General features: G+C 68.0%; 11 protein-coding genes and 1 pseudogene. 10 read left to right on the top strand and 2 right to left on the bottom strand.

What is annotated here, in order from left to right:
• Window positions 1-338: pseudogene (locus tag DQP58_RS16060) on the bottom strand (M23 family peptidase); the annotation flags it as partial.
• 323 nt (window positions 339-661) lie between these two features.
• On the opposite strand from DQP58_RS16060, the gene sucC reads away from it, so the two are divergent.
• The 3 genes from sucC to DQP58_RS16075 all read left to right on the top strand — a co-directional run bounded on the left by sucC (window position 662) and on the right by DQP58_RS16075 (window position 4,492).
• Window positions 662-1,825, top strand: a complete 1,164-nt coding sequence (gene sucC / locus DQP58_RS16065) for an ADP-forming succinate--CoA ligase subunit beta (protein WP_112709303.1) — start codon at window positions 662-664, stop codon at window positions 1,823-1,825.
• Between the two features lie 12 nt (window positions 1,826-1,837).
• Window positions 1,838-2,752, top strand: coding sequence for a succinate--CoA ligase subunit alpha (gene sucD, locus DQP58_RS16070; RefSeq protein WP_112709304.1), 915 nt, complete (start codon window positions 1,838-1,840; stop codon window positions 2,750-2,752).
• A gap of 204 nt (window positions 2,753-2,956) precedes the next feature.
• A complete protein-coding gene (locus tag DQP58_RS16075) occupies window positions 2,957-4,492 on the top strand; it encodes an acetyl-CoA acetyltransferase (protein WP_112709327.1) in 1,536 nt (511 codons plus the stop codon).
• Window positions 4,493-4,601: 109 nt separating this feature from the next.
• Here the strand turns inward: DQP58_RS16075 and DQP58_RS16080 are convergent, their stop codons facing one another.
• Complete coding sequence (locus DQP58_RS16080) at window positions 4,602-5,450, bottom strand: LLM class F420-dependent oxidoreductase (protein ID WP_112709305.1); 849 nt, start codon at window positions 5,448-5,450, stop codon at window positions 4,602-4,604.
• 254 nt (window positions 5,451-5,704) lie between these two features.
• Between DQP58_RS16080 and DQP58_RS16085 the strand changes: the two genes are divergently transcribed.
• The 7 genes from DQP58_RS16085 (at window position 5,705) to DQP58_RS16115 (ending at window position 14,820) form a co-directional block, all read left to right on the top strand.
• Window positions 5,705-6,613, top strand: coding sequence for a DUF5336 domain-containing protein (locus DQP58_RS16085; protein ID WP_112709306.1), 909 nt, complete (start codon window positions 5,705-5,707; stop codon window positions 6,611-6,613).
• Window positions 6,614-6,660: 47 nt separating this feature from the next.
• On the top strand, window positions 6,661-8,028 hold the full coding sequence (locus tag DQP58_RS16090) for a cell division protein PerM (protein ID WP_112709307.1): 1,368 nt from the start codon (window positions 6,661-6,663) through the stop codon (window positions 8,026-8,028).
• A 120-nt stretch (window positions 8,029-8,148) separates the two neighbouring features.
• Window positions 8,149-8,796, top strand: coding sequence for a phosphoribosylglycinamide formyltransferase (gene purN / locus DQP58_RS16095; protein ID WP_112709308.1), 648 nt, complete (start codon window positions 8,149-8,151; stop codon window positions 8,794-8,796).
• Window positions 8,793-10,388, top strand: a complete 1,596-nt coding sequence (gene purH, locus DQP58_RS16100; RefSeq protein ID WP_112709309.1) for a bifunctional phosphoribosylaminoimidazolecarboxamide formyltransferase/IMP cyclohydrolase — start codon at window positions 8,793-8,795, stop codon at window positions 10,386-10,388. The genes purN and purH overlap by 4 nt, the downstream gene beginning before the upstream one ends.
• An 88-nt stretch (window positions 10,389-10,476) precedes the next feature.
• Complete coding sequence (locus DQP58_RS16105) at window positions 10,477-11,871, top strand: ATP-binding protein (RefSeq protein ID WP_112709310.1); 1,395 nt, start codon at window positions 10,477-10,479, stop codon at window positions 11,869-11,871.
• On the top strand, window positions 11,864-13,897 hold the full coding sequence (locus DQP58_RS16110; RefSeq protein WP_112709311.1) for a vWA domain-containing protein: 2,034 nt from the start codon (window positions 11,864-11,866) through the stop codon (window positions 13,895-13,897). The genes DQP58_RS16105 and DQP58_RS16110 overlap by 8 nt, the downstream gene beginning before the upstream one ends.
• A gap of 74 nt (window positions 13,898-13,971) precedes the next feature.
• Window positions 13,972-14,820 carry an aldo/keto reductase gene (locus tag DQP58_RS16115; RefSeq protein WP_112709312.1) on the top strand — a complete coding sequence of 283 codons (849 nt, stop codon included), beginning with the start codon at window positions 13,972-13,974 and terminating at the stop codon, window positions 14,818-14,820.
• The last annotated feature ends 4 nt before the right edge of the window (window positions 14,821-14,824 follow it).

The following is a 14,824-nucleotide window of genomic DNA, read 5'->3' on the forward strand; positions in this document are numbered from 1 at the left end:
GCGACGCCGACGACGTCGGTGGCGTATGGGCGATCGAGGCGCCGCTCGGTGCGGGGCTCGATGACCACCCGCGGCAGCACCTCGGTGATGGGCGCCGCCAGCCATGCCGGGCGCAGGTCGTCGGCATCGTGCAGGTCGTCGAGCTCGGGCGCCAGCAGCACCTGTGCTTCGTTGTCGAACGTCGAGTCGTTGCTGAAGTCCAAGTCGCCGAGATCGCCGGCGTCGTCGCTGAATTCGAAGTCGTCGAAATCGAAGCCGTCGAGCGGGAGGATTTCGGTTACTTCGGTGCGGTGCGGGGCTTCCGCCCACCGGGCGCCTGCCGCGCGACCTACCCTCACGACGCCCTCAGTTACGGCAGAAGGCCGGGCAAAACGGTGCTGGGACAACCTGGAATGTCCTCGTATCGTGACCATAACGTTATCTGGACCCTAGGAAGGTATCCGCTAAAGCGCGGGACTGGCAACCTCGTCGCAGAATCCGGGCGGAATTGTGATTTGGATCACGCGGACGGTCAACCCATAGCTCGTGAGCTGTGCCACATCGGCGGACGCGCCGGTCAAAGGCATTTGAGGGGTGGATACAGTTCGTCCGTGCGAATTGCCGAGTGCGGCGCCGCCCACCAAGAGGCCTAATAGTTGAGTCGAGCGAAGACAGAGAGTCCATGGACCTTTTCGAGTATCAAGCAAAAGAATTGTTCGCCAAGCACAACGTACCGACTACGCCGGGACGCGTGACCGACACCGCCGAGGGCGCGCGCGAGATCGCGACCGAGATCGGTCGCCCGGTGATGGTCAAAGCGCAGGTGAAGGTCGGCGGGCGCGGCAAGGCGGGTGGCGTCAAGTACGCGGCGACGCCCGAGGACGCCTACGAGCACGCCAAGAACATCCTCGGCCTGGACATCAAGGGCCACGTGGTCAAGAAGCTGCTGGTCGCCGAAGCCAGTGACATCGCCGAGGAGTACTACATCTCCTTCCTGCTCGACCGCGCCAACCGCACCTACCTGGCCATGTGCTCGGTCGAGGGCGGCATGGAAATCGAGGAGGTGGCCGCGACCAAGCCGGAGCGGCTGGCCAAGGTCCCGGTGGACGCCGTCAAGGGTGTCGACCTGGCGACCGCGCGGTCCATCGCCGAGCAGGGCCACCTGCCCGCCGAGGTGCTGGACGCCGCCGCGGTCACCATCAACAAGCTGTGGGAGGTCTTCGTCGCCGAGGACGCCACCCTCGTCGAGGTCAACCCGTTGGTGCGCGACCCCAAGGATCAGATCCTGGCGCTGGACGGCAAGGTCACGCTGGACGCCAACGCCGACTTTCGTCAGCCGGGCCACGCCGAGTTCGAGGACCGCGACGCGACCGACCCGCTCGAGCTCAAGGCCAAGGAGCATGACCTCAATTACGTCAAGCTGGACGGCGCCGTCGGCATCATCGGTAACGGGGCGGGCTTGGTCATGTCGACGCTCGACGTCGTCGCCTACGCGGGCGAGAAGCACGGCGGGGTCAAGCCGGCCAACTTCCTCGACATCGGCGGTGGCGCGTCGGCCGAGGTGATGGCCGCAGGCCTCGACGTCATCCTGAACGACAAGCAGGTCAAGAGCGTGTTCGTGAACGTGTTCGGCGGCATCACATCCTGCGACGCCGTCGCCAACGGCATCGTGACCGCGCTGAACATGCTCGGCGACGAGGCCAACAAGCCGCTTGTGGTCCGGCTCGACGGCAACAACGTCGACGAAGGCCGCCGCATCCTGGCCCAAGCCAACCACCCGCTGGTGATCCAGGCCGAGACCATGGACGCCGGTGCCGACAAAGCCGCCGAGCTGGCGAACAAGTAAGGGAATCAAGCTATGTCGATCTTCCTGAACAAAGACTCCAAGGTCATCGTCCAGGGCATCACCGGCGGTGAGGGCACCAAGCACACCGCGCTGATGCTCAAGGCCGGCACCCAGGTGGTGGGCGGCGTGAACGCCCGCAAGGCGGGCACAACCGTGTCGCACGTGGACCCGGTCGGCAAGGACGTCGAGCTGCCCGTGTTCGGCACCGTCGCCGAAGCTATCAAGGAAACCGGCGCCAACGTCTCGGTCGTGTTCGTGCCGCCGAAGTTCGCCAAGGACGCCGTCATCGAGGCCATCGACGCCGAGATCCCGCTGCTGGTCGTCATCACCGAGGGAATTCCGGTGCAGGACAGCGCCTATGCGTGGGCCTACAACCTAAATAAGGGTGGATCAAGGGTCCCGAAGACGCGCATCATCGGGCCGAACTGCCCGGGCATCATCACCCCGGGCGAGGCGCTGGCCGGCATCACGCCGGCCAACATCAGCGGCCCCGGCCCGGTCGGGCTGGTGTCCAAGTCGGGCACCCTGACCTACCAGATGATGTACGAGCTGCGCGATTTCGGCTTCTCCACCTCGATCGGTATCGGCGGTGACCCGGTGATCGGCACCACCCACATCGACGCCATCGAGGCCTTCGAGAAGGACCCCGACACCAAGGTCATCGTGATGATCGGTGAGATCGGCGGTGACGCCGAGGAGCGCGCGGCCGACTACATCAAGGCCAACGTGTCCAAGCCGGTCGTCGGTTACGTCGCGGGATTCACCGCGCCGGAGGGCAAGACGATGGGCCACGCGGGCGCCATCGTGTCCGGCTCGTCGGGCACCGCGGCCGCCAAGAAGGAGGCCCTGGAGGCGGCCGGCGTCAAGGTCGGCAAGACGCCGTCGGAGACCGCCGCGCTGGCGCGGGAGATCCTGCAGAACCTGTAATTCTTCACCGAGGCCGCGGCCGGATTGCGATCTTGCGATCCGGCCGCGGTTTCGTGTGGGGTCCCGCCATCGGTTAGCCTGTCGAACTAACAGTCGCCAGGAGGTTTGTAATGCCGGTCGATCCGCGCCAGCGACGATGCAGAGCGAAGCGATGAGGAGGAGCGGCGCCATCGATCCGCGCCAGCGACGATGCAGAGCGAAGCGATGAGGGGGAGCGGCGCCATCGATCCGCGTACTCCGGTGCTCGTCGGTGTCGGCCAGTTCACCGAGCGCATCGACGACCCCGACTATCGGGGCATGTCCGCGGTCGACCTTGCGACGGCGGCCGCGCAGGCGGCTCTTGCTGACACCGGCGCCAACGGCGTCGTGCAGGCCGTCGACACGGTTTTCGGGCTACGGCAATTCGAGATCTCCGGACCGATGCCGGCCACGCTCGGCAAGTCGAACAACTACCCCCGTTCCGTGATGAACCGTCTCGGCGGCGACCCGGCCCGCGTGGTACTCGAACCGGTCGGCGGGCAGGGCCCCCAGAAGCTCGTCACCGAGGCGGGCACCGCCATCGCGGCGGGCGAGGCCGACGTGGTGCTGATCATGGGCTCGGAGCCGGGCTCGACGGCTCGCTACTTCGCCAATCGTGATGACAAGCCCGATTTCACCGAGCACGTCGAGGGTCAACTGGAGGATCGCGGCCACCAGATCTCGAGCTACATCGACGAATACACGATCCAGCACGGTCTGACCGGGGCGCCCGTGCAGTACGGGCTGCTCGAGAATGCCCGCCGAGCCCGCCTGGGACGCAGCGTGGCCGACTATCGGCGCGACATGGCCGAACTGTTCGCCCCGATGTCCAAAGTGGCTGCCAAGAATCCGTTTTCGTCATCGCCGGTCGAGCGTTCGGTCGAGGAGATCATCACGGTCACCGACGACAACCGGATGATCAGTGACCCATACCCCCGCTTGCTCGTCGCGCGCGATCAGGTCAACCAGGGCGCGGCGGCGGTCCTGATGTCCGTGGAAGCCGCGACCCGCCTCGGTGTAGCGCAGGACAAATGGGTTTACCTGCACGGCCACTCCGACATGATCGAGCAGGCGATGCTGGACCGCGTCGACCTCGGGGCCAGCCCGGCGGCGGTCCATGCGGCCCGAGAAGCTTTGCGGGTAGCGGGAATCGGCGTTGACGACATCGCCACCTTTGATCTGTACAGCTGCTTCCCGTTCCCGGTGTTCGTCATCTGCGAAGCTCTCGGCATCGACGGCGACGACCCGCGCGGTTTGACCTTGACCGGCGGATTGCCGTACTTCGGCGGCCCCGGCAACAGCTACTCCCTGCACGGTATCGCCGAGACGGTCGCGCAGATGCGGGACAAACCAGGGCAATTCGGCCTCGTCGGCGCCAACGGCGGGATTATGAGCAAGTACTCCGTCGGCATCTACTCGACCACACCCGTGGACTGGCGCACCGACAACTGTGCGGCGCTGAACAAGGAGATCGCCGCGCTTCCCAAGGTCGAGGTCACGAAAACGCCCGACGGTGAAGCGACGATCGAGACGTACTCCGTGCGCTACGACTGGCCGGTCCGGACCGGCATCATCGTCGGCAGGCTCGCGATGGACAACACGCGATTCATGGCGACGACCGACGACGAGGATCTGGTCGCATTGATGTGCGACGGCGATCCGCTCGGTGCGGAAATCGCGGTGTGGTCGACCGGTAACGGTAACCGCGCGTCGCTGCGTTAGCGCCTGCCGCCGTCGCGACACGTAAACCTCGTACACGACACGCCGCTGAGCGTCGCGCTGGTTTAAGTCTCGGCGGTCGACGGTCTCGGCGACACGCCTGCCCCGGGCGTCAGACCAGGGCGGCGAGCTTGTCGGCCAAGCGCTCGACGTAGGCGGCGACCTCGTCCTCGGACTTGTCCGGCAGCCCGAACAGTACCTCGGTCACCCCGAGCTCGGCCCACTTGGCCAGCTTCTCGGGCACCGGCTTGAAGTCCAGCGCCACGATCTGCGGGGCGCCGTCGCGGCCCGCGGCCGCCCAGGTGTCCTGCAGCAGCTTGACCGGCTCGTCGATGTCGAAGTCGCGGGGGGTGGTGATCCAGCCGTCGGCGCTGCGGGCGATCCACTTGAAGTTCTTCTCGGTGCCCGCGGCGCCGACCAGCACCGGGATGTGCGGCTGCACGGGCTTGGGCCAGGCCCAGCTGGGACCGAACTTGACGAACTCGCCGTCGTAGGAGGCTTCTTCTTCGGTCCACAGCGCCCGCATCGCCTCGAGGTACTCGCGCAGCATGGTGCGGCGCCGGCCCGGCGGCACGTTGTGGTCGGCGAGTTCGTCGGTGTTCCAGCCGAACCCGACACCCAGGCTGACCCGTCCGCCGGACAGGTGGTCAAGGGTGGCAATACTTTTCGCCAACGTGATCGGGTCGTGTTCGACGGGAAGGGCCACCGCGGTGGACAGCCGCACCCGCGAGGTGACCGCGCACGCCGCGCCCAGGCTCACCCAGGGGTCTAGTGTCCGCATGTAGCGATCGTCGGGCAGCGACTCGTCCCCGGTGGTGGGGTGAGCCGCCTCGCGCTTCACCGGAATGTGGGTGTGTTCTGGCACGTAGAAGGTCGTAAAGCCGTGGTCGTCGGCGAGCTGCGCGGCCTTCGCCGGGGAGATGCCACGATCGCTGGTAAAAAGCACAAGCCCGTAATCCATGGGGTGAATTAGAACGTGTTCTACCTCCGCTGGGCAAGCCGTCGTGACACGGACCGTCTCGCGAGCAGCTCGGGGGCCCGCCGATGTGGGCATCACCGGCCAAGCCGGTGGCAGCGGCACGGGCTGCCGCACGTGCGCTAGCGTGGGTGATCGACCGCGTCGCTAACGCAGCGAGGCGCCGGGAAGCACAGCGTTGCATTGCAACTGTGGCGACCGCTAGGCAGTTCAAGGCACTGGAAGCAACAGGAGGAGCCATGACCTACTCTCCCGGAAGCCCGGGCTATCCACCGGCGCAACCCGGCGGCGCCTATGCGGGCGGCACACCGTCCTTCGCCAAGGACGACGCCGGAACGAGCAAACTGCCGTTCTACCTGACCATTGCGGTGGTGGTTCTCGGGCTGGCCGCCTACCTTTTGAACTTCGGCCCCACCTTCACCATCGGCGCCGACCTCGGCCCGGGCATCGGTGGCCGCGCCGGTGACGCCGGCACCGCGGTCGTGGTTGCCGTGCTGGCGGCGCTGCTCGCCGGGCTCGGCCTGCTGCCGAAGACCAAGAACTATGCGGGCGTGGTCGCGGTCATCGCGGTGCTGGGTGCCTTGCTCGCCATCACCGAGACGATCAACCTGCCCGCCGGGTTCGCGATCGGCTGGGCGATGTGGCCGCTGGTGGCGGCCGTCGTGCTCCAGGCGATCGCCGCCGTCGTCGTGGTTCTGCTGGACTCCGGGGTGATCACCGCGCCGGCGCCGCGGCCCAAGTACGACCCGTACGCGCAGTACGGCCAGTACGGGCAATACGGCCAGTACGGTCAGCAGCCCTACTACGGTCAGCAGCCGGGCGGCCAGCAGCACGGCGGGCAGCAGCAGTCGCCGCAGGGCTACGGGTCGCAGTACGGCGGTTACTCGCCGAGCGCGGCGCCCACCCAGAGTGGCGTTCCGACCGGCGGTTTCGGCGCTCAGCCGTCGCCTCAGTCGGGTCCGCAGCCGTCCGCGCAGCAGCAGGGCTCGTCCACGCCGCCCACCGGCTTCCCCAGCTTCAGCCCACCGCCCAACGTCGGCGGATCGGACTCCTCGGCGACGGCAAACTTCTCCGAGCAGGGTGGGGGCCAGCAGTTCGGCCACGAGCAGCAGTCGCCGTCGTCACCGTCTGGGCCAGCGCCCTCCTAACCGTGCGCTGTCGCGCCTAGTCGGGGACGTGCCCCAGAGTGACACGGGTGGAGGACAACCGGGCAGCGGGCGCTCGCCAGGCGCGTGACCTCGTCAGGGTCGCGTTCGCCCCGGCGGTGGTGGCATTGGTCATCATCGCCGCGGTCACGCTGATCCAGTTGTTGATCGCCAACAGCGACATGACCGGCGCGCTGGGCGCCATCGCCAGCATGTGGCTGGGCGTGCACCAGGTACCGGTCTCGATCGGCGGTCGCGTGCTCGGGGTGATGCCGCTGCTGCCGGTCCTGTTGATGGTCTGGGCCACCGCCCGTAGCACCGCCCGGGCCACCACGCCCTACTCGTCGTGGCTGGTCGTCCGCTGGGTCGTCGCCTCGGCGCTGGGCGGCCCGTTGTTCATGACGGCGATCGCCCTGGCGGTCATCCACGACGCGTCCTCGGTGATCACCGAGCTGCAAACGCCCAGTGCGCTACGCGCGTTCCTCAGCGTGCTCGCGGTGCATGCTGCTGGCGCCGGGATCGGGGTGTGGTCCCGGGTGGGGCCGCGCGCGCTCGCGGCGGCGTCGCTGCCGTTCTGGCTGGGCGACTCGCTGCGCGCCGCTGCGGCCGGGGTATTGGCGTTGCTCGGGCTCTCCGGCTTCGTGACGGCCGGGTCGCTGGTGGTGCATTGGTCGACCATGCAGGAGCTCTACGGCATCACCGATTCGATCTTCGGCGAGTTCAGCCTCACCGTGCTGTCAATGCTGTACGCGCCCAACGTGATTGTGGGCACCGCGGCGATGGCCGTCGGCTCCAGCGCGCACATCGGATTCGCGACCTTCAGTTCGTTCACCGTGTTTGGTGGCGACATCCCGGCCGTGCCGGTGCTGGCCGCGGTACCCAGACCGCCGCTGGGGCCGGTGTGGGTGGCGCTGCTCATCATCGGTGCGTCGTCGGGTGTGGCGGTCGGGCAGCAATGCGCCCGGCGGACGCTGCCGTTGCTGGCGGCCGCGGCCAAGCTGCTGGTCGCCGCGGTGGCGGGCGCGCTGGTGATGTCCGTGCTCGCGTACGCCGGCAGCGGCCAGCTGGGTAACTTCGGGCACGTCGGCGTCGACCAGGGCGCGTTGCTCGTCGGCGTCTTCTTCTGGTTCTCGGTCGTCGGCGGGATCACGGTGGCGATGACCGGCGGAATCAGCCGCCGTCCCCGACGGCCCAAGGTCAAGCCCGCAGCGGCCGAGGAACGGGCCGAGGAACCGGCCGACTTCGCGGGCGTCTTCGACGACGAGCCGCCGCCCGACGAGGAGGGCATGCCTGGGGAGGCGGGCGAGGTGCCGGATCCGCCCGCGGGCGAGGCCGCCGAACCCAACCCCCCGATGACCGACGCGCCATCCGCGGGCGAGCCCGGACAAGAAGAGACCGAGCGAGATTCCGAGGATTAAGCCTTCTGCCCGCCGCCGCGCGACGACCCCGGTTGGCGCCGGCGGGGCGCCGAGGTCGATTGCCCGACTCTGCTCACGTCGCTGCACGACGCGCATCGTCGGCGGGCTAGGCTCGCCGATGTGGTCGAACCGCTCCATGTGCCCCCGAACGCACCGGCACGGGTAGTGGTACTGGCGTCGGGCACCGGGTCGCTGCTGAATTCGCTGTTGACGTCCGCCGTCGCGGATTACCCGGCCCGGGTGGTCGCCGTCGGCGCCGACCGCGACTGTCTGGCCACCGAGATCGCCGCGGCCGCGTCCGTGCCCGCCTTCACCGTCCGGCTCGGCGAGCACCCCGACCGCGCCGCCTGGGACGCCGCCATCACCGAGGCCACCGCCGCGCACTCACCCGACCTGGTGGTCTCCGCCGGGTTCATGAAAATCCTTGGACCGCAATTCCTTTCACGGTTCTACGGCCGGGTCATCAACACTCATCCGGCGCTGTTGCCGGCGTTTCCGGGTGCGCACGGGGTGACCGACGCATTGGCCTACGGTGTCAAGGTCACAGGCTGTACGGTGCACCTGGTGGACGCCGGGACGGACACCGGGCCGATTCTGGCGCAGGAATCCGTTCCGGTGCTCGACGGCGACACCGAAGAGACTCTGCACGAACGCATCAAAGTCACCGAACGGAAGCTACTGGTGGACGTGGTGGCCGCGATCGCAACAGGCGGCCTGACCCTGGTCGGGAGAAAAGCGACGATCGGACGAAAGGCGACGAACCGATGAGCACCGACGACTGGCGGGAAGACGCCAAACGGCCGATCCGGCGCGCCCTGATCAGCGTGTACGACAAGACCGGGCTCGTCGACCTCGCCCAGGGATTGGCGACCGCGGGTGTCGAAATCGTCTCGACCGGATCCACGGCGAAGGTCATTGCCGACAAAGGCATTCCGGTGACCCGGGTCGAGGAGCTGACCGGATTTCCCGAGGTGCTCGACGGCCGGGTCAAGACGCTGCACCCGCGCGTGCACGCGGGACTGCTGGCGGACCTCCGCAAGCCCGAGCACGCCGCCGCGCTCGAGGAGCTCGGGATCGCGGCGTTCGAGCTCGTCGTCGTCAACCTGTACCCCTTCACCGAGACCGTCGACTCCGGGGCCAGCATCGACGAATGCGTCGAGCAGATCGACATCGGCGGCCCGTCGATGGTGCGGGCCGCGGCGAAGAACCATCCCAGCGTGGCGGTGATCGTCGACCCGCAGGGCTACGACGGAGTGCTCGCCGCGGTACGGGCGGGTGGGTTTAGCCTCGCCGAGCGCAAAAAGCTGGCGTCGCTTGCCTTTCAGCACACCGCCGAGTACGACATCGCCGTCGCGAGCTGGATGGAGTCGACGCTGGCTCCCGAACATCCGCCGACGACTTTCCCGAAGTGGCTGGGCCGCAACTGGCGTCGCTCGGCGATGCTGCGCTACGGCGAGAATCCGCACCAGCAGGCGGCGCTGTACAGCGACCCCGGCGCCTGGCCAGGACTGGCGCAGGCCGAGCAGCTGCACGGAAAAGAGATGTCCTACAACAACTTCACCGATGCGGACGCGGCCTGGCGGGCCGCCTTCGACCACGAAGAAACGTGTGTTGCAATCATCAAGCACGCCAACCCATGTGGGATCGCCATCTCCTCGGAATCGGTCGCGGACGCGCACCGCAAGGCGCACGAATGCGATCCGTTGAGCGCCTTCGGCGGGGTCATCGCGTCCAACACCGAAGTCAGCCTGGAGATGGCCGAATACGTCAGCACCATCTTCACCGAGGTCATCATCGCCCCCGCCTACGAGCCGGTCGCCTTGGAGGCCCTGACCCGCAAGAAGAACATCCGGGTGCTGGTGGCCTCGGAGCCGCTGACCGGCGGCACCGAACTGCGGCCGATCAGCGGCGGACTCTTGGTGCAGCAGCGCGACGAGCTCGACGCGCACGGCGACAACCCCGTGAATTGGACTCTGGCCACCGGCTCACCGGCCGATCCAGCGACGCTGGCCGACCTGGTGTTCGCCTGGCGCGTGTGTCGCGCCGTCAAATCGAACGCGATCGTGATCGCCGACGGCGGAGCCACCATCGGCGTCGGCATGGGTCAGGTGAACCGGGTCGACGCGGCGCGGCTGGCCGTTGAAAGAGGGAATGCACGGGGCGGCGACCGGGTGCGCGGCGCCGTCGCGGCCTCCGACGCGTTCTTCCCGTTCCCCGACGGGCTCGAGACGCTGACCGGCGCCGGGGTGAAGGCGATCGTGCACCCCGGCGGATCAGTGCGCGACGACGAAGTGACCGCGGCGGCCGCCAACGCCGGCATTTCGCTCTATCTGACCGGGGCGCGCCACTTCGCGCACTAGCCACGGTGTGCGCGTGCGACGCGCCTGTCAATAAGCGTCTAGTGAACGCCCTTGGCATGACTCGTCAGAGCGCGCGTCGTAGCGTGGAGTGGTGACGTCACCGAGCAACCTGCCCCGCACCGTCGGCGAGCTGCGCGCCGCCGGTCATCGTGAACGGGGAGTCAAGCAGGAAATCCGCGAAAATCTGCTCGCACGCCTCGCCGAAGGCGGAGATGGGGAAGCCATCTGGCCGGGCATTCTGGGATTCGACGACACCGTCTTGCCCCAGCTCGAGCGGGCTCTGATCGCGGGCCACGACTTCGTGCTGCTCGGTGAGCGCGGCCAGGGCAAAACCCGGCTGTTGCGCGCGCTGACCGGCTTGCTCGACGAGTGGACGCCGGTGATCGCCGGCGCCGAACTCGGGGAGCACCCCTTCTCGCCGATCACCCCGGAGTCCATCCGCAAGGCCGCCACCCTGGGCGACGACCTGCCGGTGGAGTGGAAGCACCGCAGCGAGCGCTACACCGAAAAGCTCGCCACCCCGGACACCAGCGTGGCCGACCTGGTCGGCGACATCGACCCGATCAAGGTCGCCGAGGGCCGCAGCCTGGGCGACCCCGAGACCATCGCCTACGGCCTGATCCCGCGCGCACACCGCGGCATCGTCGCGGTCAACGAACTGCCCGACCTCGCCGAGCGCATCCAGGTGTCGATGCTCAACGTGATGGAGGAGCGCGACATCCAGGTCCGCGGTTACACGCTGCGCCTGCCGCTGGACGTGCTGGTGGTCGCCAGCGCCAACCCCGAGGACTACACCAACCGTGGGCGCATCATCACCCCGCTCAAAGACCGCTTCGGCGCGGAGATCCGGACCCACTACCCGCTCGAGCTCGACGCGGAAGTCGGTGTGATCGCGCAGGAAGCGCACCTGTCGGCCCAGGTTCCCGATTACCTGATGCAGGTCATCGCCCGGTTCGCCCGCTACCTGCGGGAGTCCAACTCCGTCGATCAACGCTCCGGGGTGTCGGCGCGGTTCGCGATCGCCGCCGCCGAGACCGTCGCCGCCGCCGCGCGGCATCGGGGCGCGGTGCTGGGGGAGACCGATCCGGTGGCCCGGGTGGTCGACCTGGGCACGGTGATCGACGTGCTGCGCGGCAAGCTGGAATTCGAGTCCGGCGAGGAGGGCCGCGAACAGGCCGTGCTCGAGCACCTGTTGCGCCGGGCGACCGCGGACACCGCGTCCCGGGTGCTGGGCGGCATCGACGTCGGTTCGCTGGTGGCCGCGGTGGAGGGCGGTTCGGCGGTGACGACCGGTGAGCGGGTGTCGGCCAAGGACGTCCTGGCCGCGGTGCCGAGCCTGCCGGTGGTCGACAAGATCGCGGCCAAGCTGGGGGCGCAGTCGGAAGGCGAACGCGCCGCGGCGCTGGAACTGGCGCTCGAGGCGCTGTATCTGGCCAAGCGCATCGACAAGGTATCCGGGGAGGGTCAAACCGTCTATGGCTAGGTCTGATGGCGACGACCCGCAGCGCCCGGCTACGCCGCGCTCGCGATCGTCACGAGCGCATTCCTCGCGCTACTCGGCGTACACCGGCGGGCCGGACCCGCTGGCCCCGCCGGTGGACCTGCGCGAGGCGCTCGAACAGATCGGCCAGGATGTCATGGCGGGCACGTCGCCGCGGCGCGCACTGTCCGAGCTGCTGCGCCGCGGCACCAAGAACCTGCCTGGCGCGGACCGGCTGGCCGCCGAGGCCAACCGGCGGCGCCGGGAGTTGTTGCGGCGCAACAACTTAGACGGAACTCTGCAGGAGATCAAGAAGCTGCTGGATGAGGCCGTGCTGGCCGAACGCAAGGAGCTGGCCCGCGCGCTCGACGACGACGCCCGCTTCGGCGAACTGCAGCTCGATGCACTCCCGTCATCGCCGGCCAAGGCGGTCCAGGAGCTCTCCGACTACAACTGGCGCAGCGGCGAGGCCCGCCAAAAGTACGACCAGATCAAGGATCTGCTCGGCCGCGAGATGCTCGATCAGCGCTTCGCGGGTATGAAGCAGGCGCTCGAAGGCGCTACCGACGAGGATCGTCAGCGGGTCAACGACATGGTCAATGACCTCAACGACCTGCTGGACAAGCACGCCCGCGACGAGGACACCCAGCAGGACTTCGAAGACTTCATGGACAAGCACGGCGAGTTCTTTCCGGAGAACCCGCGCAACGTCGACGAGTTGCTGGACTCGCTGGCCAAGCGCGCCGCCGCCGCGCAGCGGTTCCGCAACAGCCTGAGCGCCGAGCAGCGCGCGGAGCTGGATGCCCTGGCGCAGCAGGCTTTTGGCTCGCCCGCGCTGATGCAGGCGCTGAACCGGCTCGATGCGCACCTGCAAGCGGCGCGGCCGGGCGAGGACTGGAGCGGCTCCGAGCAGTTCTCCGGTGACAACCCGTTCGGGATGGGCGAGGGCACCCAGGCGCTGTCCGACATCGCCGAGCTGGAGCAGCTGGCCGAGCAGCTCTCGCAGAGCTATCCGGGCGCGACCATGGACGACGTCGACCTCGACGCGCTGGCCCGCCAGCTCGGCGACCAGGCGGCCGTCGACGCCCGCACGCTCGCCGAATTGGAACGCGCACTGGTCAATCAGGGCTTTTTGGACCGCGGCTCCGACGGGCAGTGGCGGCTGTCGCCGAAGGCGATGCGCCGGCTCGGTGAGACGGCGCTACGCGATGTGGCGCAACAGCTTTCCGGGCGGCGCGGTGAGCGCGACCACCGGCGCGCGGGCGCGGCGGGCGAACTCACCGGGGCCACTCGGCCCTGGCAGTTTGGTGACACCGAGCCGTGGAACATTTCCCGGACATTGACCAATGCCGTTCTGCGGCAATCGGGTACCGCCACCCTGGACGGACCCGACCGGCGGTTGAAGATCACCGTCGACGACGTCGAGGTCTCCGAGACCGAGACGCGGACCCAGGCCGCGGTCGCGCTGCTGGTCGATACCTCGTTCTCCATGGTGATGGAGAATCGCTGGCTGCCCATGAAGCAAACGGCGCTGGCACTCAACCACCTGGTGTGCACGCGCTTTCGTTCGGATGCCTTGCAGATCATCGCCTTTGGCCGCTACGCGCGGACGGTGACCGCCGCCGAGCTCACCGGCCTGGAAGGGGTTTACGAGCAGGGCACCAACCTGCACCACGCGTTGGCGTTGGCGGGGCGTCATCTGCGCCGGCATCCCAATGCGCAGCCCGTCGTGCTGGTGGTGACCGACGGGGAGCCGACGGCGCACCTGGAGGACTTCGACGGTGACGGCACGACGGTGTTCTTCGACTACCCGCCGCATCCGCGGACCATCGCCCACACCGTGCGCGGCTTCGACGAGATGGCACGCCTGGGCGCCCAGATCACCATCTTCCGGCTGGGCAGCGACCCCGGCCTGGCCCGGTTCATCGACCAGGTCGCCCGCCGCGTCGAGGGTCGGGTTGTGGTGCCCGATCTCGACGGGCTGGGGGCGGCCGTCGTCGGTGACTACCTGCGGTCGCGTCGCCGCTGACCGCGCATGGGCAACCCCGGTCCGGATAGGTGTGGTTCGGACTGGGTACAGGCACTTGGAGAAGGAGGAGACGTATGAGCCAGGTTCCGACGATCGAACTCAACGACGGCGTCAGCATTCCGCAGCTGGGTTTCGGGGTGTTCCAGATCAAGCCCGACGAGACCGCCGCGGCGGTGAAGACCGCACTCGAGATCGGATACCGTCACATCGACACCGCCGAAATGTACGGCAACGAAAAGGAAGTCGCGCAGGGCATCCGCGACGCGGGCCTGGACCGCGGCGAGGTCTTCGTCACCAGCAAGCTCAACAACGGATTTCACAAACCCGACGACGCGCGCCGCGCCTTCGACGAGACGCTGAAGAAGCTGCATTCGGACTACGTCGACCTGTTCCTCATCCACTGGCCGCTGCCCACCCTCTACGACGGCGACTTCGTGTCGACGTGGCAGGTCTTCGAAGAGTTCGCGCGGGACGGACGCGCCCGCAGCATCGGTGTGTCCAATTTCCAAGTCGCACATCTGGATCGGCTCGCAGCCGAAACCGACACCGTCCCGTCGGTCAACCAGATCGAGGTGCATCCGTACTTCGGCAACGAACAGGTCCGGGCGTACGGACGCGAGCATGGCATCGCCACCGAGGCGTGGGCGCCCATCGCTCAGGGCAAGGTGCTCGGCGATCCGGTGATCAACCGCGTCGCGCAGGCCCGCGGCAAGTCGGCGGCGCAGGTGGTGTTGCGCTGGCACATCCAGCGCGGCGACATCGTCTTCCCGAAGTCGGTGACACCGGAGCGGGTCGAGGAGAATTTCCAGCTGTTCGACTTCGAGCTGGACGACTCCGACATGGACGCGATCTCGGCGCTGGACAAGGGTGAGGCCGGACGCAACGGACCCAATCCGGACACGTTCGATTACGTGCCCGGCTGAGGGC

Origin of the sequence: Mycobacterium colombiense (assembly GCF_003284975.1) — a bacterium.
Classification (GTDB): Bacteria; Actinomycetota; Actinomycetes; order Mycobacteriales; family Mycobacteriaceae; genus Mycobacterium; species Mycobacterium europaeum_A.